This window comes from Tsukamurella pseudospumae (genome assembly GCF_001575205.1).
Taxonomy (GTDB): Bacteria; Actinomycetota; Actinomycetes; order Mycobacteriales; family Mycobacteriaceae; genus Tsukamurella; species Tsukamurella pseudospumae.
Map to the genome: position 1 here is coordinate 307062 of NZ_LSRE01000012.1, position 21674 is coordinate 328735.

Annotated in this window: 17 protein-coding genes; 9 read left to right on the forward strand and 8 right to left on the reverse strand. The window is 71.4% G+C overall.

The genetic code is table 11. The features are described 5' to 3' along the window. Positions 1-119 precede the first annotated feature (119 nt). Complete coding sequence (dinB, locus tag AXK61_RS10335; protein ID WP_068745159.1) at positions 120-1337, reverse strand: DNA polymerase IV; 1218 nt, start codon at positions 1335-1337, stop codon at positions 120-122. Positions 1338-1443: 106 nt separating this feature from the next. On the opposite strand from dinB, the gene AXK61_RS10340 reads away from it, so the two are divergent. Together AXK61_RS10340 and AXK61_RS10345 are read left to right on the forward strand one after the other, a co-directional pair. Beyond that, positions 1444-3321, forward strand: coding sequence for an SDR family oxidoreductase (locus tag AXK61_RS10340; RefSeq protein WP_068745161.1), 1878 nt, complete (start codon positions 1444-1446; stop codon positions 3319-3321). A gap of 70 nt (positions 3322-3391) precedes the next feature. Next, positions 3392-4231, forward strand: a complete 840-nt coding sequence (locus AXK61_RS10345) for an SDR family oxidoreductase (protein ID WP_068572980.1) — start codon at positions 3392-3394, stop codon at positions 4229-4231. Here the strand turns inward: AXK61_RS10345 and AXK61_RS10350 are convergent. The 3 genes from AXK61_RS10350 to AXK61_RS10360 are packed head-to-tail and all read right to left on the reverse strand — an operon-like array spanning position 4189 to position 7150. Then, positions 4189-4860, reverse strand: a complete 672-nt coding sequence (locus AXK61_RS10350) for a GNAT family N-acetyltransferase (protein WP_068572981.1) — start codon at positions 4858-4860, stop codon at positions 4189-4191. The two genes, AXK61_RS10345 and AXK61_RS10350, sit on opposite strands and share 43 nt — an antisense overlap. A gap of 50 nt (positions 4861-4910) precedes the next feature. After that, the gene (locus AXK61_RS10355; RefSeq protein ID WP_068745163.1) at positions 4911-5597 is read right to left on the reverse strand and encodes a response regulator; all 687 of its coding nucleotides are present in this window, start codon (positions 5595-5597) and stop codon (positions 4911-4913) included. Next, a complete protein-coding gene (locus AXK61_RS10360; RefSeq protein ID WP_068572985.1) occupies positions 5594-7150 on the reverse strand; it encodes a sensor histidine kinase in 1557 nt (518 codons plus the stop codon). Before AXK61_RS10360 ends, AXK61_RS10355 begins: the two co-directional genes overlap by 4 nt. Before the next feature lie 95 nt (positions 7151-7245). Here AXK61_RS10360 and AXK61_RS10365 point away from each other — a divergent pair, with 95 nt between their 5' ends. Beyond that, complete coding sequence (locus AXK61_RS10365; protein WP_068572987.1) at positions 7246-8607, forward strand: cation:dicarboxylate symporter family transporter; 1362 nt, start codon at positions 7246-7248, stop codon at positions 8605-8607. 69 nt (positions 8608-8676) lie between these two features. On the opposite strand, the gene AXK61_RS10370 is transcribed toward AXK61_RS10365, so the two are convergent. Genes AXK61_RS10370 through AXK61_RS10380 form a run of 3 tightly spaced genes read right to left on the reverse strand, consistent with a single transcriptional unit; the run spans position 8677 to position 11781 of the window. Continuing rightward, the gene (locus tag AXK61_RS10370; protein WP_068745167.1) at positions 8677-9840 is read right to left on the reverse strand and encodes a sulfotransferase family protein; all 1164 of its coding nucleotides are present in this window, start codon (positions 9838-9840) and stop codon (positions 8677-8679) included. After that, on the reverse strand, positions 9833-10618 hold the full coding sequence (locus AXK61_RS10375; RefSeq protein WP_068572993.1) for an SDR family oxidoreductase: 786 nt from the start codon (positions 10616-10618) through the stop codon (positions 9833-9835). The genes AXK61_RS10370 and AXK61_RS10375 overlap by 8 nt, the downstream gene beginning before the upstream one ends. Then, positions 10618-11781 (reverse strand): DUF1214 domain-containing protein, encoded by a 1164-nt coding sequence (locus tag AXK61_RS10380; RefSeq protein WP_068572995.1) that lies wholly within the window; start codon positions 11779-11781, stop codon positions 10618-10620. Before AXK61_RS10380 ends, AXK61_RS10375 begins: the two co-directional genes overlap by 1 nt. Positions 11782-11873: 92 nt before the next feature. Between AXK61_RS10380 and AXK61_RS10385 the strand changes: the two genes are divergently transcribed. From AXK61_RS10385 to AXK61_RS10405, 5 genes are all read left to right on the forward strand, one after another. Beyond that, positions 11874-12797, forward strand: coding sequence for an IclR family transcriptional regulator (locus tag AXK61_RS10385; RefSeq protein WP_068572996.1), 924 nt, complete (start codon positions 11874-11876; stop codon positions 12795-12797). A 76-nt stretch (positions 12798-12873) separates the two neighbouring features. Further along, a complete protein-coding gene (gene cysD / locus AXK61_RS10390) occupies positions 12874-13830 on the forward strand; it encodes a sulfate adenylyltransferase subunit CysD (RefSeq protein WP_082778088.1) in 957 nt (318 codons plus the stop codon). Between the two features lie 61 nt (positions 13831-13891). Next, positions 13892-15724 (forward strand): adenylyl-sulfate kinase, encoded by a 1833-nt coding sequence (gene cysC / locus AXK61_RS10395; RefSeq protein ID WP_068572998.1) that lies wholly within the window; start codon positions 13892-13894, stop codon positions 15722-15724. Between the two features lie 22 nt (positions 15725-15746). Continuing rightward, positions 15747-18014 (forward strand): phosphoribosylformylglycinamidine synthase subunit PurL, encoded by a 2268-nt coding sequence (purL, locus tag AXK61_RS10400; protein ID WP_197466788.1) that lies wholly within the window; start codon positions 15747-15749, stop codon positions 18012-18014. Beyond that, the gene (locus AXK61_RS10405) at positions 18014-19426 is read left to right on the forward strand and encodes an amino acid permease (protein WP_068573002.1); all 1413 of its coding nucleotides are present in this window, start codon (positions 18014-18016) and stop codon (positions 19424-19426) included. Before purL ends, AXK61_RS10405 begins: the two co-directional genes overlap by 1 nt. Here the strand turns inward: AXK61_RS10405 and AXK61_RS10410 are convergent. Next, complete coding sequence (locus AXK61_RS10410) at positions 19423-20145, reverse strand: TetR/AcrR family transcriptional regulator (protein WP_068573003.1); 723 nt, start codon at positions 20143-20145, stop codon at positions 19423-19425. The two genes, AXK61_RS10405 and AXK61_RS10410, sit on opposite strands and share 4 nt — an antisense overlap. Before the next feature lie 54 nt (positions 20146-20199). On the opposite strand from AXK61_RS10410, the gene AXK61_RS10415 reads away from it, so the two are divergent. Further along, positions 20200-21651: a carotenoid oxygenase family protein gene (locus tag AXK61_RS10415; protein ID WP_068745170.1), complete on the forward strand. Its 1452-nt coding sequence runs from the start codon at positions 20200-20202 to the stop codon at positions 21649-21651. Positions 21652-21674 lie beyond the last annotated feature (23 nt).

Consider the following 21674-nt stretch of genomic DNA (forward strand, 5'->3'; position numbering starts at 1 on the left):
CCGCGGAGGGCGACGCACCGGAAGCTGTTCGCGAAACGGTCCCGCCGCAAGGTGCCGGCGAATGCGCTCTTCGCATCGGCGTGATGCTCCTGTCCTTGGTGGTGCTGCCGTCACGCTGATCAGTCCTGGTCGGTGAGCATCGGTGCATCGGGCCCCAACGGCCGGTGCAGGAGCTTGCCGCGCGTGACGGCGTCACGCCCGTAACGGGTGCGCAGCGAATCGAGCGCGAGGTCGAGGTCGGTATCGTGCTCGCCGCCGTCGAAGGGCAGCGTGAGCTGCACCGCGCCGTGGTTCTCCAGGTTCGCCAGCGAGAGCCCGATGAGCGTGCAGCCGCGCTCCCGGACCAGAGGCATCGCCTCGTCGAGCAGCCCGCGCGCGGTGGCGAGTACGACCGATGTCTGGTCGGTGGGCTCGCGCAGGGAGCGGGACCGGGTGACGGACGCGAAATCGTCGAACCGCAGTCGCAGTTCGACGGTGCGCGTGACGCGCCCTGCGGCGCGCAGCCGCTCGCCGAGCCGGTCGACGATCGCGAGCGCGGTGGCTTCGATCTCCGACTCGGACTTCATCCGGCGACCCAGGGCGCGTTGCGCGCCGATCGACTTGCGGCGCCGACCGGTGTCGATCCGCCGCGGATCGTGCGCCATCGACAGTGCGTACAGGTGCCGCGCGGTGCCCCTGCCGAGGAGCGAGGCCAGGCGCGGCTCGCCCAACTCCGCGATCTGCCCGACGGTGCCGATGCCGACCTCGTGCAGGCGCGACTCGGTCTTGGGGCCGACGCCCCACAGCCGCCGCACCGGCAGGGGGTGCAGGAACTGCAGCTCCGTGCCGGGCGGAACGTGGAGCAGACCGTCGGGCTTGCCGACGGCGCTGGCCACCTTGGCGAGGAACTTGCTGCGTGCCACCCCGACGGTGATGGGCAGGCCGACCTCGGCCTTGACCCGCTCGCGGAGGCGCTGGGCGATCTGGACCGGCGTGCCGTCGATGCGGTGGAGGCCGGCCACGTCGAGGAAGGCCTCGTCCACGGAGAGACCCTCGACCAGCGGCGTGATGTCCCGGAACACCTCGAAGACCCGCTTGCTGGCCTCCATGTACGCGTCGAACCGCGGCGGCATGGTGATGGCGAACGGGGCGAGCGCCAGCGCCTCGCGGTGCGGCATGGGCGAGCGCACGCCCTTGGCCTTCGCCTCGTAGCTGGCCGCCAGCACGACGTCCGACCCGACCAGCACGGGGCGGCCGCGGAGCCACGGATGGTCGCGTTGCTCGACAGAGGCGTAGAACGAGTCCAGGTCGGCGTGGAGGATCGTGGCCTCCGCGCGTCGTGCCTGGTCGATGGACATGTGGACGAGTATCCGTGATGTCACTGACAGGTTCTGGTGGTCGAACTGACTCTGGAGTAATCTTACCGACAAGTCAGTTGCCGAGCGACTCGTGAAGGAGTCAGCTGTGAATACCTACCTGATCACCGGCGCCACAGGTTTCCTGGGCCGGCGCATCGTTCCCCTGCTGCTGGAGCGCGACCCCGATGCAGTGGTGCACCTGTTGGTGCGGCCGTCGTCGGCGTCGAAGCTCGACGACTGGAGGGCCCGCTGGGGCGAGCGCGTCATGCCGCTGCTGGGTGACCTCGCCGCCCCGGGCCTCGGGCTCGACGGTGCGCCTCCTGCGGCCGACGCCGTGCTCCATCTCGGTGCGGTGTACGACATGTCCGCGAGCGTGCAGGCCAACGAGCGGGTCAACGTCGAGGGGACCCGCGCGGTGATCGAGCTGGCGCGGAGCATCGGCGCGGAGCTGCATCACGTCTCGTCCGTCGCGGTGGCCGGCGATCACAGGGGCGCCTTCGGGGAGGACGATTTCGATCTGGGACAGGGCTTCCCGTCGCCGTACCACCGCACCAAGTTCGAGTCCGAGAAGCTGGTCCGCGAGGCGGACGACGTGCGGTGGCGCATCTACCGGCCGGCGATCGTGGTGGGCGACTCGCAGACCGGCGAGATGGACAAGATCGACGGTCCGTACTACTTCTTCCCGATCTTCGACACGCTGCGGCACGTGCCGTCGGTGTTCCCGATGGTATTGCCCGACACCGGCGACACCAACGTGGTGCCCGTCGACTACGTGGCGGAGGCGCTCGTCGAGCTCATGCTCCGGGCCGACGGGACCGGCCGGGTCTATCACCTGGTGAACCCGGAGCCGCAGAGCGTGCTGGAGCTGTACCGCGCGATCGCCCGGCCCGCGGGAGCACCGCCCGCCGTCGGCCGGATCCCGCGCCGCGCCGTGGATTCGGCGATCAGGCTGAGTGGCTCGGGGCGCACCGGGGTCCTGCGCGACACCGTGCTCAAGCAGCGCGGTATCCCGCCCCGCGCGTTCGAGAACCTCGGCTTCACCGCCCGCTACACCTCCGAGGCTACCCGGGACGCACTGGCGGGCACCGGGATCGACGTGCCCGAGCTGCGGGACTACGGGCCCCGGCTGTTCGCGTACTGGCGCGAGCAGCTCGACCCCGCCCGCCTGCGGCGGCGCGACCCGATCGCCGGGCGGCACGTGGTGATCACCGGCGCCTCGGCGGGCATCGGCCGCGAGGCGGCGCGCACGCTGGCCGATCGCGGGGCGCGGGTGATCCTGCTGGCCCGCAACGAGGTCGAGCTCACGGCCGCGGTCGATGAGATCGTCGCCGCCGGCGGCGAAGCCGCCGCGTACGTGTGCGACGTGACCGACGGCGACGCGGTGGATCGCACTGTCGCGCGGATCCTCGACGAGCACGGCCACGTCGACTACCTCGTCAACAACGCGGGACGATCTATACGGCGGTCCGTGCGGGCCTCTGTCGACCGGTTCCACGACTACGAGCGAACAATGGACGTCAACTACTTCGGCGCCGTTCGGATGACGCTGGCGCTGCTCCCGCACATGCGGGAGCGCGGGTTCGGGCACGTGGTCAACGTCTCGAGCATCGGTGTCTCCGCGCGCGGCCCGCGGTTCTCGGCGTACGTCGCGAGCAAGGCGGCGCTCGACGCCTTCACCGACGTCGCCGCGACCGAAACCCTCACCGACCACGTCACGTTCACCAACGTCCACATGCCGCTGGTCCGGACGGCCATGATCGCCCCGACCGAGGCCTACGACGGTGCGCGCGCCATCAGCCCGGAGCACGCCGCCCGGATCATCGTGCGCGCCATCGTGCGCCGACCCACGCGGATCGACACCCCGCTCGGGGCGCTCGGGGCGCTGGGGCGGACGTTCACGCCCCGGACCACCCGTCGCCTGTTGCACCAGGAGTACCTGGCCTCCGCGGACTCCGCGGCGGCGAAGGGCGCCACCGCGAATTGAACACCGTTATGGAGATTCCCACCTGCGATTATTCTCTCCATAACGGTGTTCAATCGAGAGGGGCGCGGCGATGGCGGAGCTGAACGGGCGGAGGGTCGCGGTGACGGGCGGCGGCTCGGGGATCGGTGCGGCGACGTGCCGGTTGCTCGCCGCGCGCGGGGCGCGGGTCTGGATCGGCGACCGCGACGAGGCCGCCGCTCAGGCCGTCGCCGAGTCGATCCGCTCCGCCGGCGGGCGGGCCGAGTCCCTGCGGCTCGATGTGACCGACGAGGGGTCGTTCGAGGAGTTCCTCGCCGCCGCTGAGGCCGACGGTCCGCTCGACGCCCTCGTGAACAACGCGGGCGTGATGTGGGTGGGGTCGTTCGTCGACGAGGGCGCGGCGTCGATCCAGCGGCAGGTCGCGGTGAACCTGGTCGGTCCGATCCTCGGTACGCGGTTGGCGGCACGCCGGATGCTCCCGCGGCGCAGCGGGCACATCGTGACCGTGGCGTCGGCGGCGTCGAAGCTCAGCCCCGCCGGCGAGGCCACCTACAGCGCCACCAAGTACGGGATCTACGGCTACCTCCGCGCCGTGCGCCGCGAGTTGCGGGGCAGCGGTGTGGAACTGAGCGTCGTCATGCCCGCGGTCGTCGATACTGCGCTCGCCGCCGGGACCACGACAGGGGCCGCGGCGATGCTCACTCCGGAGCGGATCGCCGCGGCCATCGCCGACACTCTCGCCAGTCCGCGGTTCGAGGTGCACGTGCCGCGCACGGTCGGGCTACTGCACCGCCTGCAGACCCTCTCGCCGCAACCCGTGCGGGACCTGCTCGACCGCTTCCTCGTTCCGGACCAGGTGCGCTCCGCCGACCGCGCCGTGCGCGCGGACTACGAACGGGGCGCCGTCGGCGACTCCGACAGCCCGAGGTAGTCGCGCACCGCCTCGACACCGGATGTCTCCAGGCGCCACGGCGAACGCACGAAATCCTGGGCCGGCATACGTAGTCGGACCATGTTCTCGACCACGCCGGGCCGCGTGACGATGCGTTCGACGCCGTTCTCGCGGTAGCCGAGAGCGCGGGACACCCCGTTCGACGATGCGTTCCACTCCGCGGCCGCCGAGGTGGCCCACTCGGCTCCGAGCTGATCGAACGCGAAAGTCAGGACGGCGGACCGCATCTCGGTGCCGATACCGCGTCCGTGGAACCGCCGGCTCAGCCACGATCCGGTCTCGACGGAGCGCAGCTCCGCGAACCGCTGGGCGGCGACGTGCTGGGTGCCGATCGGGACGCCGTCGTGCAGCACGGCGAAGGCGAACTCCCAGTCCTCGGGCGCGAACCGGGCGCGCAGCGACCAGTGGTACTGGGCGAGCAGCGTCGGCGCCACGTCAGGAGCGCGATCGGTCCACGGGGTCCGGAAGGGCATCACCGTCGGATCGTGGATGCCGTCGGCGACCGCCGCAGCGAGGTGCGGGAGGTCCTCGTCACGGACCACGCGCAGCGTCAGCCGCGGGGTGCGAAGGCGCAGCCCGAACGGTGGCCAGACATCGGCGAGATCCATGGCGGCACGGTAGCAATGGTGCGGGACCCGGTGACAGTGGTTTTCGTCCGTCACAGCCAGCGGTAGCGGACCTCGGGCCGGCCGCGGCCGCCGTACTCGGTGATCCGCTCGCACAGTCTGTCGTCGGCGAGACGCTCCAGGTAGCGCCACGCGGTCACGCGCGACATCCCGGTGCGAGCCGCCACGTCGGCTGCGCCGAGCGGCGAATCGGCGTGTCGCAGGGCGGAGGTCACGGCCTCCAGGGTCGACGGTGCCAGCCCCTTCGGTGCCGTCGTCTCCGAGGGGGCCTCGCGCAGGGCCGCGAAGGCCGCGTCGACCTCGCGCTGCCCGACGTCCTCGCCGCTGAGGGCGTCGCGGAAGGACAGATAGCGGTTCAGCCGGTCCGCGAACGCGGCGAAGGTGAAGGGCTTGATCAGATAGAGGATCGCACCGCTGGCCATGGCCCCGCGGACCGTCGCGATATCGCGCGCCGAGGTGATCACGATGACGTCCGGCCGCGGGCGGAGGCCCGCGAGGTCGGCGGCCAGCTCGAGGCCGCTGCGATCGGGGAGACCGACGTCGGCGAGCACCAGGTCGACGGGCGGGCCGGCGACGGCGGACCGTCGGACCTCGCTCAGCGCGGCGACGGCCGTGCCGACCACCCCGACGACCTCGAATCCCGCGACGCGCCGTACGTATTCGGCGTGCGCGCGGGCGATCTGCGGCTCGTCGTCCACGACGAGGACGCGCACCGTCATCGCTCACCTCCCGGTAGCCGCACCGTCACCGTCGACGGTGTCCGGCCCGACTCGATCCTGCCACCCGCCTGGCGCACCACCTGGTCGACCAGTGCGAGTCCGAGTCCGCCGCCGTGCAGGCGCTCGCCGCGGTCCTTCGTGGAGTACCCGCGCGTCCGGGCACGGCCGAACTCATCGGCGGACATGCCCGGGCCGCTGTCGGCGACGGTCAGGTCCCACGATCCGTCGCGGCCGGTGGCCGCGGACAGCTCCACCCAGCCACCCGGGCCCGCGGCGTCGATGGCGTTGTCCACGAGGTTCCCCAGGAGCGTGAGGAGTTGGACGTCGGGCAGGGGCGCGGCGGAGAGGTCCGTTCCCTCGGCGACGGTGAGCTCGACGTCGAGGGCACCGGCAGCGGCGGTCTTCGCGACGAGGAGTGCGACGGCGGACGGGGCCGCCTCGCCCGCGAGTCGATCGACGAGGCCCTGGGACGCACTGCGGTCGGCGATGGCGAGCTGCGCCGCCGAATCCTGCTCTCCCAATTCGATCATGGTGACCACCGAGTGCAGGCGGTTGGCGTGCTCGTGCGCCTGCGCGCTGAGTGCGTCGGCCAGCGAGCGGGCGGTGTCGAGCTCGCCCAGCACGGTCTGCAGCTCGGTGCGGTCGCGCACGGTGAGGACGGTGCCCAGCGGACCGGTCGGCCCGGTGACGGGGCGGCGGTTCACCAGAAGGACGCGGCTGCCGGTCACGTGCAGCTCGTCGGTGAGGTCGTCGGCGCCGCGTAGCGAGGGCGGCAGGTCCCGCTGATGCACGTCGCCGTCGGGGAGCGCCAGGAGTCGCCGGGCCTCGTCGTTGACCACCTGCGCGGGACCGCCAGGGGAGTCCGCGTCGAAGACGATCAGCCCCTCCGAGAGGGTGTGCAGCACGGCGTCGTGGTGCTCGTACAGACCGCGCAGGTCGTGGGCGGACAGGCCCAGGGTCTGCCGCCGCAGTCGTCGCTCGGCCAGGGCGGACAGCGCCACGAGCAGGAGCAGTGCGGCGGCGACCACCGCGAGGATGCGGGGCAGCGCCGCGCGGACCTGGTCCCCGAGACGCGCCCGGGTCACTCCGGCGGAGACCAGCCCGACGACGGTGCCGGACGCATCGTGCACGGGCGTGATCGTGCGGATCGACGGGCCGAGGCTGCCGGCGTAGGTCTCCGTGAAGGTCTCCCCGGCGAGCGCAGGGGCGATGGTCCCCGTGTACTCGCCGCCGATCTGCGCCGGGTCGGCGTGGCTCAGGCGCGTGCGGTCGGGGCGCATCACGACGACGAAGTCGAGCTTGCCGAGCCGACCGATCTGCTGGGCGACGGGCTGCATCGTCGCCGGGCCGTCGGGCGCGGCGAGGGCCGCCACCGTCGACGGCGACGCGGCGAGGGCAACGGCGGCCGCACGGGTCTGCTCGCGCGCGGTGCGGTCACCGTCGTCCCGCGCCTGGGCGATGACCAGCCAGGACGCCCCGGCGGCGATCGTCAGCAGGATCGCCACCTGGGCCAGGAAGGACTGGGCGGCGACGCTGCGGGCTCTGTTCCTCACACCAGAACGTTTACACAATGAACACAAGCTGTGCCGCAGGTCACAATTCTCGCAGGATTTCTCTCGTTCGGTCTACGACAAACAGGAGGACCACTGTGACGGCAATCGACGGGGCGGCGCCGGCCGCCCGGACGAAACGCGACCGCACCCACTGGCTCTACATCGCCGTGATCGTCGCGGTGGTCGCGGGCGTGATCGTGGGCCTGGTGGCGCCCGGCCTCGGCAAGGACCTCAAGCCGCTCGGCGACATCTTCGTCAGCCTGATCAAGATGATGATCAGCCCGGTCATCTTCTGCACCATCGTGCTCGGCATCGGCTCGGTGCGCGCGGCGGCGAGCGTGGGGAAGATCGGCGGGCTCGCGCTCGGCTACTTCATCGCGATGTCGACCCTGGCCCTCGGCGTGGGCATTGTGGTGGGCAACCTGCTCAAGCCCGGCACGGGCCTCGGGATCCATCCCGATCCTGCGGTCGGCGCCAAGTACGCCGATCAGGCGCACGCGGCCGGTGGCACCTGGGGCTTCGTCCAGGGGATCGTCCCCGAGACGCTGTTCTCGGCCCTGACCGCGGGCAGCGTGCTGCAGGCCCTGTTCGTCGCGCTGCTCGTGGGTTTCGCGCTCCAGGCGATGGGGCCGGCGGGCGAGCCCGCGGTGCGTGCGATCGCCGTGCTGCAGAAGTTGGTCTTCCGCGTACTCGTGATGGTGCTGTGGCTGGCACCCGTGGGCGCCTTCGGCGCCATGGCGGCCGTGGTCGGCGCGACGGGCTTCGACGCGGTGATCCAGCTCGGCTGGCTGATGCTGGCCTTCTACATCACCTGCGCGCTCTTCGTTTTCGTGATCCTGGGGTCACTGCTGCGCCTCGTCACCGGGCTGTCGGTGTTCAAGCTCGCCCGCTACCTCGGCCGCGAGTACCTGCTCATCGTGGCGACCAGCTCCAGCGAGTCGGCGCTGCCCCGGTTGATCGCGAAGATGGAGCACGCCGGAGTCGAGAAGACCACGGTCGGCATCGTCGTGCCCACCGGCTACTCGTTCAATCTCGACGGCACCGCCATCTACCTCACGATGGCCTCGCTGTTCATCGCCGACGCGATGGGCTCGCCGTTGAACTACGCCGAGCAGTTCTCGCTGCTGCTGTTCATGATGATCGCGTCCAAGGGTGCGGCCGGCGTCACCGGCGCCGGGCTGGCGACGCTCGCCGGCGGCCTGCAGAGCCACCGCCCGGACCTCCTCGGCGGCGTCGGCGTCATCGTCGGCATCGACCGGTTCATGTCCGAGGCCCGAGCGCTCACCAACTTCTCCGGCAACGCGATCGCGACCCTGCTCGTCGGGAAGTGGACGCACACCGTCGATCTCGCGCAGACCCACCGTGTGCTCGATCGGCAGGCCCCCTTCGACGAGGCGACGATGGTCGACGACCACGGCGCACCGTCGGACCCCGCCCCGGCGGCGGCCGCCCACTGACCCTGCCGCGATTGAACACCGTTATGGAGATTCTGACCTGCGGGTTTCCTCTCCATAACGGTGTTCAATTCAGCGGGGGAAGGCGGCGCGGACCGAGTCCTCGGTGAGGCCGTAGTCCGCCAACGAATACGTGTGGTTCGGGCGGCGCGCACCGGATCGGCTGGCATCGTGCATCGCCGACATCGCCTGTCGCGCATCGTCGGTCAGTTCCAGGCCGAAACTCCCGTAGATGGTCCCGACGGTGCCGAGGGGATCGGCCACGAGGTCGCGGTAGTCCACGTCCACGAACTGGGCGCCGCGGCCGGCGGCGGTGTGCCGGGAGCGGGACTCGTCGAAGGCCGCGAGGCCACGGGACCAGGTGTCGAGCTGGTCGGCGCCGATCGTGGCACCGGTGAAGGCCGTCGACCAGCCCTCGGTGGCGTGCTCGGCGAGCGAGCAGACCGACGCGATGATCGTCTCCGCGGGCCGGTGGCACTGCACGATGAGCGCGTCGGGATACGCCTCGAGCACGGCGTCGAGCGCGAACAGGTGGCTGGGATTCTTGAGCACCCACCGCTTCTCGGGGTCGTTCATGCCGATCAGCTGCAGGTTCCGGCGGTGCCGACGGTACGCGGCGGTCCAGTCGTGCCCGGCCAGCCAGGCCGCGTAGGACGGCACGTGGGCGAGACACTCGTACGACACCGACTGCACCGACTGGCGCAGCAGCTGCCAGCACTCCTCGACCTCGGCGGCCGACATGTAGTGCAGCCCCATGAATTCGGGGTGCTCCTCGTGGTGCTGTGCGTACTGCTCGTCGAGCATGGAAAAGATCGGGTTCTCCGCCCAGGTCTCCCGCGGCGGCCGCGGCTGCGGCACCTCGGCCAGCCACATCTGCAGCCCCTGGTTGCCGGGGTCGGCGTCGAGCAGGCGGTGCAGCGCCGTGGTGCCGGACCGCGGCAGGCCGGTGACGAAGATCGGCCGCTCGACCGGGGTCTCGGCGGATTCCGGGTTCGCGGCGAACGCTGCCTCGCTGATCAGCCGCGCCGAGAGCGCACCGCGCAGGAACACCCGCGAGATCTTCGACCCGAACTCGGTGAGAGAGGCCTCGTCGCGGTAGGCGTCGAGCAGGACCTGCAGGGCCTCGCGGTACCCATCCGACGGGTCGCCGAAGTCGCTGAGGCCGGTGCGGCGCATCGCCGACTCGTGCAGGTCGTCGACCGTGCCGACGCCGGGGTTTCGGGTGGCGCTAGACATGGAACTCTCCGCAGTTGACGTCGAGCGTCTGGCCGGTGATGCCGGACGCGGTGGGGGAGGCGAGGAACAGCACGGCCGAGGCCACCTCGTCCTCGGTGGGCAGGCGTCGCAGGTCGGAGTTCTTCGCCGCGTCGGCGTAGTCCTCCTCGACGGTGACGCCCTTGGTGCTCGCGCGGTACTCGAAGTAGGCCTTGAGCGTGTCGCCCCAGATCCAGCCCGGCACCACGGAATTGATGCGAACGCCCTCGGGGCCGAGTTCCGTGGCGAGTGACTGCGCGAGCGCGAGCTGCGCCGTCTTGCCCGCCTTGTAGCCGCCGTACCGCAGGTCCGAGTGGCGGATCACCATGGAGTTGACGTTGACCACGGCGCCGCCGCCGTCCGCGGAGGCCGCGGCGAGGTCCTCGCGGAAGGCGAGGGTGGTGCGCAGCGCGCCGAGCGCCATGAGGTTCACGCTCTCGAGGATGTGCGCGGGATCGGTCTTCGCGAGCCGCTGCATCGAGGGGTAGGTGAAGGCGTTGTTGACCACGGCGTCGACCCGCCCGAAGCGGTCGCGGACCTGCGCGGCCAGGGCGGCGAGGGACGCCTCGTCGGTGATGTCGGCGGCGAGGGGGACGGCACCGTCGACCTGTGCGGCGAGGGCCTCGAGGCGTTCGACGTTCCGGGCCACCACGACGACCCGCGATCCCTCGGCGGCGAACCGTCGGGCCAGGGTGGCGCCCAGCGCCGGTCCCGCGCCGGCGATGACGACGACCCGCTCCTGCAATCCGAACCCGGGCATCAGCCGACCATCCTCTCTCCGACGAGCCGCGCTCGGTCGGCGATCCGGGCCCGCCAGGCGTCCGGCGAGATCGTGTTGTCGGCGTGGAAGGGCAGGTGCTGCGCGACCTCGGCGAGGGACACCACCTGCGCCGTCGGACCATCGGTGGCCGCGAGCGGTGCGTCGGTGCGCTGCCACCGGAACTGCAGGTACCCCCGACGGTGCCCGAGCGTCTCGATCCAGTTGGTGACGCCGGGATCGTTCTCGGACACCACGATCCGGATCATGCCGTCCGGATCGACCTGCGCCTGGCTGCCGTTGAGCGAGGTCTGGTGATGGATGTAGTCGAGCGAGATGTACCAGAGGCTGCCGAGCTGGAAGCCCAGGTACGGCGCGTCGCCCCGCGGAACGGTGATGACGAGCGCCTGGTCGTCGGCGAGGTCGTAGTGGCCCACCGAGGAGAACTGGGTGGCCAGGCCGCCGGGCGTGAGCCGCGGGGCCGTCAGCGTGTTCACCGGCAGCGGGTCGTAGAACCACTTGGGGAACTGCAGCCACGTCTTCACGCGATTCACCAGCTGCTTGCCGGCGGCGGCGTAGCGCTTGGCCATGAGCTCGGCGGTGACCGGATCCGGGGCGGTGCCCGCGGTATCGGTCCGGGCGATCGCGAAGGTGCTGCGCTGCGCCGACCAGTCGTCGAACACCTCGCGGATCACCAACTGCGCCTTTCCCGGAGGGAGTCGGTAGTAGTCGGGGCCCGGTTCGCCCGGGCCGAACCGGACCTCGAACCGCCCGTCGGCGTCGACGGTCAGCTCGCGGTCGTCGAAGGCGACGGTGCTCGCGGGCACGTTGTCATCGGTGTACTCGCCGCCGCCGAGTACCTGGAAGCTGATGTCGGCGGTGGTGCCGCGGCGCCCCGTGATCATGTACTCGTGGGCACCGTCGACGCGCGCGCCGAAGTACATCGTGTCCGGGTTGTCGAGGCCCATCTTGGTGAACGGCCCCGTGCCGCTGAGCAGGAACGGGTGATCCTTGTCGAAGTGGATGGCCCCGTGCACGCAGGCGGCCACGCCCTGCGCCAGGTACTGCAGCCCCTCGAGCAGGTCCGCCTCCGTCTCGATGTGCGGGGCCGCGGCCACGAGAGACTCGGCCTCCGTGATCGCCGCCGTGAGCGGTTCGCTGTACATCCCACCTCCGATAGTGGTACAAATATGGACCAATGCGGTAGAACCTGTTTCAGACCGTAGGCGGACCGATCGTCGAGTGTCAAGGAGTGCGGATGACGGATGTGGAGCAGGCGCCGGAGGATGCCGCGCCCGCGGCCGGGCGCACGTCGCCGCCCGCGGGCCGCGTAGTCGCGGTCCTGGAGTTCCTGGCCCGGCACGAGAAGGAGCGCTTCGGTCTCTCCGAGCTGGCCCGGCGGGTGGGCCTGAGCAAGCCGACCTGCCTCGGCATCGCGACGACCCTGGTCGAGGCCGGATATCTGCTGCGCGACGAGCGGGACAAGACCTACCGGCTCGGCCCCGCGCTGATCCCCCTCGGCCGCGCGGCCCGGACCTCGCTGCGCGCGGACCCCGCGGGCGGCGACATCCTGGCCGGCCTCTGGGAGGCCTTCGGGCATCCGGTCTCGCTCTCCGGCGTCGTCGGGGACCGGGTGACGGTGCTCGACGTGGCCGTCGACCCGGGGCGCCCGGCGATGGTCAAGGTCGGCGACAGCTATCCGTTCACGCCGCCGATCGGGCTGATGTACGTGCTCTGGGACCGGACGGGTCGGCTCGAACGCTGGCTCGCCCGGGATCGGATCCGGGCCGACGGTGACCGGCTCGCGCGGGTCATCGAGGCGTGCCGGGCGGACGGCTACCTCGTGGAACTTCTTACCCCTGCGGGCCAGCAGCTGTACCGCCTTATGGCCGGCGTCCCGGGCGACATCCCTGCGGAGCTGCGGGCCCTGCTCGGCGAGGTGGTCGCCGGCATCGGCGACCGCGTCCATCTGCGCGGCGAGGCGGATGCGCCGGGGGAGACCCGGAACGTCAGCGTGATCTCCGCGCCCGTCTACGACGCCGACGGCGCACAGGCGATGGTCGCGAGCCTCTACGTGAGCGACGAGCTCGACGGGCGCGCGATCGACGAGCGCGCCTCGGCGCTGATCGCCGCCGCCGACAGGGTGACGGTCCGAATCGGGGGTCGCAAGCCGGGGCGTTGACAGGGCGCGAGAACGCGTTCTACTCTCCGAGTATCACAAATGGACCGAATTGGTCCAAATATGAACCGGAGGAGCGATGTCGTCACCGACGCCCACGACCGCCCGCGGCGCGGCAGACACCGATGTGCCGCCCGAGGCGGTGGATCACCTGCGACGTCTCGAGGCGGAGGCCGTCCACATCTTCCGCGAGGTGGCCGCCACCTTCGAGCATCCCGTGTTGCTCTTCTCGGGCGGCAAGGACTCGGTGGTCATGCTGCACCTCGCGGCGAAGGCCTTCTGGCCGGCCGCGATCCCCTTCCCGGTCATGCACATCGACACGGGTCACAACTTCGACGAGGTGCTCGCCTTCCGGGACGTGATGGCCGAGCGGATGGGGCTGCGCCTCGTGATCGGCAGTGTGCAGGACGACATCGACTCCGGTGCCGTCGTGGAGCCGACGGGGCCCGGGGCCACCCGCAACCGGCTGCAGACCGCGACCCTGCTCCGCAGCATCGCCGAGCATGGGTTCGACGCCGCGTTCGGCGGCGCGCGACGCGACGAGGACAAGGCGCGGGCGAAGGAACGGATCTTCAGCTTCCGGGATCGCTTCGGGCAGTGGGATCCCCGAGCCCAGCGGCCCGAACTGTGGAACATCTTCAACGGCCTGCACGCCAAGGGGGAGCACATCCGCGTGTTCCCGCTCTCGAACTGGACCGAGCTCGACATCTGGCAGTACATCGCCGCCGAGTCGATCGACCTGCCCCCGCTGTACTACGCGCACGAGCGTGAAGTGCTCGAGCGCGACGGGATGCTGCTCTCGACGGGGCCGCTCGTCGAGGTTCTGCCCGGCGAGACGCCCGAGGTCCGGACCGTGCGGTTCCGCACCGTCGGCGATGCGACGTGCACCGGCGCCGTCGAATCCCTCGCCGCCACCCCCGGGGCCGTCGTCGCCGAGGTGGCCGCGACCCGGATCACCGAGCGCGGCGCCACCCGCGCCGACGACCGGATCTCCGAGGCCGGGATGGAAGACCGCAAGAAGGAGGGCTACTTCTGATGAATGCGCGAATTCTGGTGAGTGGCTCCGTGGTCGCGGAGACCGGAGAGGGGTACTTCTGATGGAGATCCTGCGCATCGCGACGGCCGGCAGTGTGGACGACGGCAAGTCCACGCTCATCGGGCGCCTGCTCTACGAATCGAAATCCGTTCTGGAGGACCAGCTCAGCGCCGTCGAGGCGACGACGCGGGCCCGCGGCGAGGAGGGCGTGGACCTCGCGCTGCTTACCGACGGCCTGCGGGCGGAGCGGGAACAGGGCATCACGATCGACGTGGCCCACCGCTACTTCGCCACGGCCGCACGCAAGTTCATCCTCGCCGACACCCCCGGACACGAGCAGTACACGCGCAACATGGTGACCGGCGCGTCGACCGCCGACGTGGCGCTGATCCTCGTCGACGCCCGGCACGGGCTCACCCGGCAGTCCCGCCGGCACACCTTCCTCACCTCGCTGCTGGGCGTGGAGCACGTGGTGCTGTGCGTGAACAAGATGGACCTCGTCGACTGGGACCGCGGCCGGTTCGACGCGATCCGCGCCGAGTTCGCCGAGTTCGCCGCCAAGCTCGAGGTGCACGACGTGGAGGCCATCCCGGTCTCGGCCCTCCTGGGCGACAACGTGACCGAGCGTTCGCCGAACACCCCCTGGTACGACGGGCCGTCGCTGCTCTACCACCTGGAGAACGTGCACGTGGTCAGCGACCGCAACCTCATCGACGCGCGCCTGCCCGTGCAGTACGTGATCCGCCCCCGCGACAGCGACTTCCGGGGCGTGGCCGGCACCGTCGCCTCCGGGGCGTTCGCCGTCGGCGACGAGGTGGTGGCGCTCCCGTCGGGCTTCACCACGACGGTGGCCGAGCTCTACCGGCCCGGCGGCGCGGCCGCGGACCGCCTCGAGGCGGGCGAGGCCGCGTGCGTGCGCCTGGCCGACCACCTCGACGTGGGCCGCGGGGACGTGCTGTGCCGGCCCGCGAACCGGCCCCAGACGGCGACCGACCTCGACACCACGATCTGCTGGTTCTCCGACACCGCGCGACTGACCGCGGGCGCGGAGTACCGGATGCTGCACGCGCACTCCTCGGACCTCGTGCGGGTGGAGGCGCTCGACTACCGGCTCGACACCAGTACGCTGCACCGCGACCAGGACGCGGCCGAGCTCGGGCTCAACGACATCGGCCGCGTGCAGCTGATCGCGCGCCGGCCCGTGCTGTTCGACCCCTACCGCCGGGGCCGCACCATGGGCAGCTTCGTGCTGGTGCACCCGCAGACGAACGAGACCGTGGCCGCGGGGATGATCTCGGGGCCGACGCTCAAGGCCAGCGCCGTGGTCTGGCACGGCGCGGCCGTGACGCGCGAGGAGCGCGCGACCCGCGGCGGCACCGTCTGGCTGACGGGGCTGTCGGCGTCGGGCAAGTCGACGGTGGCGTGCGAACTCGAGCGGCTCCTCGTGGCCCGGGGGATCCCCGCCTACCGGCTCGACGGCGACAACCTGCGGCACGGCCTCAACGCCGACCTCGGCTTCTCCGCCGCGGACCGCGCCGAGAACGTGCGCCGGGTGGGCGCCGTCGCGCAGCTGCTCGCGGACGCGGGCACCGTCGCCATCGCGTCGCTGATCAGCCCCTACCGGGAGGACCGTGATCGGATCCGTGCCCAGCACGAGGAGGCGGGCCTGCCCTTCGTGGAGGTCTTCGTGGACACGCCCATCGACCTCTGCGCCGAACGCGACCCCAAGGGCATGTACGCGAAGGCACGGGCGGGTGAGATCGCCGACTTCACCGGCGTGAGCGCGCCGTACGAGGCGCCGGAGCGGCCCGAACTGGTGCTGCGGCCGGAGGACGGGGAGCCCGCGGAACAGGCGCTGGTGGTGCTCGATCGCTGGCTGAAACTCCGGCCGTGAATCACCCGTCTAAACTGGGCTGGTGCACGTAGACACGGTGACCCACGCCGCCTCCACGCCCGATGTCGACCAGCCGTACCGCGAGCTCGGACTCAAGGACGACGAGTACCAGCGGATCCGCGAGATCCTCGGTCGCCGCCCCACCGACGCCGAGCTCGCCATGTACTCGGTGATGTGGTCCGAGCACTGCTCCTACAAGAGCTCCAAGGTGCACCTGCGCTACTTCGGCGAGACCACCACCGACGAGATGCGCTCGACCATGCTCGCGGGCATCGGCGAGAACGCGGGCGTCGTGGACATCGGCGACGGCTGGGCCGTGACCTTCAAGGTCGAGTCGCACAACCACCCGTCGTACGTGGAGCCCTACCAGGGCGCCGCGACCGGCGTCGGCGGCATCGTCCGCGACATCATGGCCATGGGCGCGCGCCCCATCGCCGTCATGGATCAGCTGCGCTTCGGCCCGGCCGACGCGCCGGACACCCGTCGCGTGCTCGACGGGGTGGTGCGCGGCGTCGGCGGCTACGGCAACTCCCTGGGCCTGCCCAACGTGGGCGGCGAGACCGTCTTCGACGCCTCGTACGCCGGCAACCCACTGGTCAACGCACTGTGCGCCGGCGTGCTGCGCACCGAGGACCTGCACCTGGCCTTCGCCTCCGGCAGGGGCAACAAGATCATCCTGTTCGGTGCCCGTACCGGCCTCGACGGCATCGGCGGCGTCTCCGTCCTCGCCTCCGAGAGCTTCGACGCGGACGAGAAGCCCAAGAAACTGCCGTCGGTGCAGGTGGGCGACCCGTTCATGGAGAAGGTGCTCATCGAGTGCTGCCTGGACCTCTACCGCGAGAAGCTCGTCGTCGGCATCCAGGACCTCGGCGGAGCGGGCCTGTCCTGCGCCACCTCCGAGCTGGCCGCGGCCGGCGACGGCGGCATGTTCATCGACCTCGACCAGGTCGCCTGCCGCGCGCAGGGCATGAGCGCCGCGGAGATCCTCTCGTCCGAGTCGCAGGAGCGCATGTGCGCCGTGGTGACCCCGGAGAACGTCGACGCCTTCATGGCCGTCTGCGCCAAGTGGGACGTGCTCGCCACCGTGATCGGCGAGGTCACCGACGGTGAGCACCTCGTCATCGCGTGGAACGGCGAGACCGTCGTCGACGCCCCCGCCCGCACCATCGCCCACGACGGTCCGGTGTACGAGCGCCCCGTCGAGCGTCCCGCGTTCATGGACGCGCTCATCGCCGACACCACCGCCGGCCTGCGCCGCCCCGCCTCCGACGACGAGCTGCGCGCCACCGCGCTGAAGCTGCTCGCCTCGCCGGCGCTGTGCTCCCGCCGATTCATCACCGAGCAGTACGACCGCTACGTGCGCGGCAACACCGTGCTCGCCGAGCACGCCGATGGCGGCGTCATCCGCATCGACGAGAGCACGCAGCGCGGCATCGCGCTGTCCACCGACGCGTCGGGCCGCTACACCTACCTCGACCCGTACGAGGGCGGCCGGCTCGCGCTCGCCGAGGCCTACCGCAACGTCGCCGTCACCGGCGCCACGCCGAAGGCCGTCACCGACTGCCTCAACTTCGGCTCGCCGGAGGATCCGGGCGTGATGTGGCAGTTCCAGCAGGCCGTGCACGGCATCGCCGACGGCTGCGTCGAGCTCGGCATCCCCGTGACCGGCGGCAATGTCAGCTTCTACAACCAGACCGGCTCCACCGCGATCCTGCCCACGCCCGTCATCGGCGTGCTCGGCGTGATCGACGACGTGCGGCGCCGCATCCCGACGGGGCTCGGCACGGAGCCCGGCGAGACGCTCTACCTGCTCGGCGACACCCGCGACGAGTTCGACGGCTCGATCTGGGCGCAGGTCGAGCACGACCACCTCGGAGGCGTGCCGCCGAAGGTGGACCTGCAGCGCGAGAAGCTGCTGGCGGACGTGCTCACCGCCGCGTCGCGAGACGGCCTCGTCTCCGCCGCGCACGACCTCTCCGAGGGCGGCCTGTGGCAGGCCGTGGTCGAGGGCGCCCTCGCGGGCGAGACCGGCTGCCGCCTGCTGCTGCCCGAGGGATCGGACGCGTTCGTGCAGCTGTTCTCGGAGTCGGCGGGCCGCGTGCTCGTGGCCGTGCCGCGCACCGAGGAGACCCGGTTCGCCGCGATGTGCACCGCCCGGGAGCTGCCGGCCGTCCGCATCGGCGTGGTCGACCAGGGCAGCGACTCGGTTGAGGTCCAGGGCCGGTTCACCGTGACGCTGGCCGACCTGCGCGCCGCGCACGAGGGCACCCTGCCCGCACTGTTCGGCTGATGGCGGCACCGTCGGGCGAGAACACGGAAGCGGCCGTGCCCGCCGGTCCCGGCCTGCACGCGGGCCTGCGCGCCCGGCACCTGATCATGATGAGCCTCGGCTCCGCGATCGGCGCCGGGCTGTTCGTGGGCTCCGGCAAGGGCATCGCGGCCGCCGGGCCGGCGGTGCTCATCGCCTACGCGGTGGCGGGCCTCGTCGTGATCGCCGTGATGCGGATGCTCGGCGAGATGGTCGCGGCGGACCCGAATCCCGGAGCGTTCTCGCACTACGCCGGGCGGGCGCTGGGCCCCGGGGCGGGCTTCGCGGTCGGCTGGCTGTGGTGGGTACAGCTCTGCCTCGTCGTGGCCGCCGAGGCCGTCGCCGCCGCGGCGATCCTGAACGGGCTCCTGCCCGGCGGGCCGCCGGTGTGGTTGTGGGCGTTGATCTTCATGGTCGCGCTGACCGGGCTGAATCTGGCCGGGGTCCGCGGGTTCGGCGAGTTCGAGTTCTGGTTCTCGCTCATCAAGGTCGTGTTCGTGGGCCTCTTCCTCGTCGTCGGGGTGGGGTTCCTCCTGGGCTGGACCTCGGCGCCGACGCCCGGGTTGAGCAACCTGTCGGACTTCGCGCCGCACGGCATCAGCGGGGTCGTCGCGGCCCTGCTCGTGGTCGCCTTCGCCTTCGGCGGCATCGAGATCGTGGCCGTCGCGGCGGCCGAGACGCAGGACCCGGAGCGCACCGTCGGGCGGGCGATCCGCGCCACGGTGTGGCGGATCCTCATCTTCTACGTGGGCAGCGTGGCCGTCATCCTGCTGGCCCTGCCGTGGAGCGATCCCGCAGTCGCCGAGAAGCCCTTCGTCGCCGTGCTCGATGTCGCGGGGCTGCCGGCCGTGGGCACGACGCTCGGCGCGGTCATCGTGATCGCGCTGCTCAGCTCGCTCAACGCGAACCTCTACGGCAGCTCGCGGATGCTCTACTCCCTGGCCGAGCGCGGCATGGCACCCGCCGCCGCGGGGCGGGCGAACTCCTCGGGCGTCCCCGTCCTCGCGGTGCTCGCGAGTTCCGCGATCGGCTTCCTGGCGGTGCCCGCGACGTACATCTGGGGCTCCGAGGTGCTGGACCGCCTGCTGGCCGTCGTCGGGTCCACGCTCATCGTCACCTGGCTCGCGACCATCGCCTCGCAGATCGTGCTGCGCCGCCGCGCCGAGCGCGACGGCACCCGGCTGCCGCTGAAGATGTGGGCCTACCCGTACCTGTCGTGGGCAGTGCTCGTGGTGCTGCTGGGCATCGTCGTGCTGGCCGTGCTCAACGACGATGTCCGGGAACAGGTCCTCTCGACCGCCGTCGTGGTGCTCGTGCTCTGGGGCGTCGGGACGCTGCACGCCCGCAGGTCGTCGCCCGACGGTGCCGGGGTCGGCTCGCCCGGTCGGCGCTAGTCCGCGCGGCGTTCGTCGTCGGCCGTGCGCTCGCCGCCGGGGTGCTCGTCGGCCAGGCGCCGGCGAGCGCGGGTCATCGAGGCCTCCGCCGCGTCGAGGCGACGCGCGCCGTGACCGACGGCGAGGGCGACGGCCATGCTGCCCGCGACAGCGTCCAGCGCCTCGGGACCGAGGAGGCCTGCCATCCCCAGCATCGCGACGCCGTGGGCGCTCGCCCACGCCTCGCCCGCCCGGACCCCGGTCGTGGCGGCGTCGGCGTCGGGATACGCGCGCTCCACCCGGCGCAGCATGGCGCCGAACGAGCGACTGCCCTCGGGAGTCTCGGCGGGCGCCGCGTGCTGCAGCAGCTCCGCGCGCTGGCCGGCGGCCCACTCGGGTGAGGTGTACTGGAACATCAGGCTGTACAGGTGCAGGTGCCCGGCGGCGAAGCGCAGGTAGAGCAGGTACTGCAGGTACAGGTCGGACAGGGGGTCCTCGGTCTCGCCCACCGACTCCATGAGATCGGCGAACTCGCCGAAGCCGCGCTCCCGGACCGCCGCCGCCACCGCGCCGACGCTGCCGAAGCGGGTGTACACGGCCATCGTGGACACCCCGGCCTCGGCCGCGAGGCGGCGCACCGTCAGCTTGTCCACGCCCTCCTCGTCGACGATGCGGTGAGCGATCGAGAGCAGCTTCTCCTGGAGGTCCGCTCGGTCGGCGGGGGGTTGCACGTCGTCCATAACGGCGTTATGGTCTCTCTATAACACCGTTATAGGCAAGTCTCGGAGGTTCCCATGACCACCACGACCACCAACCCCTACCTCGCCGGCGAGTACGCGCCGGTCCGGTCCGAACTGACGGAGCACGACCTCGAGATCAGCGGCGCGCTGCCGGACTGGCTGGACGGCCGCTACCTCCGCAACGGCCCCAACCCGATCGCCGACGTCGATCCGGACACCTACAACTGGTTCACCGGCGACGGGATGGTGCACGGCATCCGCCTCGCCGGCGGCAAAGCCCTCTGGTACCGCAACCGCTGGGTCGATTCCGGCGCCGTCGCCGGCCGGCTCGGGCGCCGCGCACCGTCGGAGGAGGGGCGCAGTTTCCTGCACGGAACGGGCGCGAACACCAACGTGATCGGCTGGCAGGGCCGCACGTTGGCGCTCGTCGAGGCGGGGCTCGCCTGCGCGGATCTCTCCGAGGAACTCGACACCCTGGACGTCTGCGACTTCGACGGCACGATCCGCGGCGGCTACACCGCCCACCCCATCGAGGATCCGGAGACCGGTGAGCTGCACGCGATCTCGTACAACTTCGGTCGCGGAGACACGGTTCAGTATTCGGTGATCGGCACCGACGGGCGGGCGCGGCGCACCGTCGACATCACCGTCGGCGGCAGCCCGATGATGCACGCCTTCTCCCTCACCCGCAGCTCCGTGATCGTGTACGACCTGCCCGTCACCTTCGACACCCGGGCCGCGGTGTCCCGCGCCGTGCCCGGGCCGCTGCGCCCGCTCGCCGCGCTCGCCCTGGGCGCGATCATCGGCCGCGTCCCGATGCCCGGTCCGATGGCACACCGGCTGCCGCGCAACGGGTCCGGTCCGCTTCCCTATCGGTGGGACCCCGGCTACCGGCCGCGCGTGGGCATCATGCCGCGCGACGGTGGCGACGCCGATGTCGTCTGGATCGACGTCGACCCCTGCTACGTGTACCACCCGATGAACGCGCACGACGTGGACGGCAGGGTCGTCGTCGACCTCGTCGTGCACGACCGCACCTTCGACGACGACCGCCGCGGCCCCACCGAGGGCGGGCAGCACCTGGAGCGGTGGACACTCGATCCCGCTGCGCGCGTGTGTAAGCGGGAGATGCTCTGGGACGCGTCGGTGGAGTTCCCGCGGATCGACGAGCGCTACCTCACCGCCGCGCACACCGACGGCTGGGTGGTCGGCAGTGACACCACCGAGCTGTTCGGTGGCCTCCTCGGCCGCGTCCCGGCCACCGGCGGCGAGCCCACGGTCCGGCGGTTCGGCGCCGATGTCTCGCTGGGCGAGTTCGTGTTCGTTCCCTCCTCGACCACCGCCTCCCAGGCCGACGGTGCCCTCCTCGGCCTGGTCACCGACCGCCGGGAGGCCTCGACCAGGCTCGCGGTGCTCGACGCGCAGACCCTCGAGGACATCGCCTCCATCGCCCTGCCCCAGCAGGTGCCCGCCGGGTTCCACGGCAACTGGTTGCCCACGACCTGATCCCCGCTCCGGGGCAGGGGCCG

Bases quoted from the DNA above. Each gene is read 5' to 3' on its own strand.
- AXK61_RS10385 (WP_068572996.1), top strand. From the start codon at position 11,874: ATGACGGATGTGGAGCAGGCGCCGGAGGATGCCGCGCCCGCGGCCGGG.
- AXK61_RS10345 (WP_068572980.1), top strand. From the start codon at position 3,392: ATGGCGGAGCTGAACGGGCGGAGGGTCGCGGTGACGGGCGGCGGCTCG.
- AXK61_RS10350 (WP_068572981.1), bottom strand. From the start codon at position 4,860: ATGGATCTCGCCGATGTCTGGCCACCGTTCGGGCTGCGCCTTCGCACC.
- AXK61_RS10380 (WP_068572995.1), bottom strand. From the start codon at position 11,781: ATGTACAGCGAACCGCTCACGGCGGCGATCACGGAGGCCGAGTCTCTC.
- AXK61_RS10370 (WP_068745167.1), bottom strand. From the start codon at position 9,840: ATGTCTAGCGCCACCCGAAACCCCGGCGTCGGCACGGTCGACGACCTG.
- cysD (WP_082778088.1), top strand. From the start codon at position 12,874: ATGTCGTCACCGACGCCCACGACCGCCCGCGGCGCGGCAGACACCGAT.
- AXK61_RS10375 (WP_068572993.1), bottom strand. From the start codon at position 10,618: ATGCCCGGGTTCGGATTGCAGGAGCGGGTCGTCGTCATCGCCGGCGCG.
- AXK61_RS10415 (WP_068745170.1), top strand. From the start codon at position 20,200: ATGACCACCACGACCACCAACCCCTACCTCGCCGGCGAGTACGCGCCG.
- cysC (WP_068572998.1), top strand. From the start codon at position 13,892: ATGGAGATCCTGCGCATCGCGACGGCCGGCAGTGTGGACGACGGCAAG.
- AXK61_RS10405 (WP_068573002.1), top strand. From the start codon at position 18,014: ATGGCGGCACCGTCGGGCGAGAACACGGAAGCGGCCGTGCCCGCCGGT.
- AXK61_RS10355 (WP_068745163.1), bottom strand. From the start codon at position 5,597: ATGACGGTGCGCGTCCTCGTCGTGGACGACGAGCCGCAGATCGCCCGC.
- dinB (WP_068745159.1), bottom strand. From the start codon at position 1,337: ATGTCCATCGACCAGGCACGACGCGCGGAGGCCACGATCCTCCACGCC.
- AXK61_RS10410 (WP_068573003.1), bottom strand. From the start codon at position 20,145: ATGGACGACGTGCAACCCCCCGCCGACCGAGCGGACCTCCAGGAGAAG.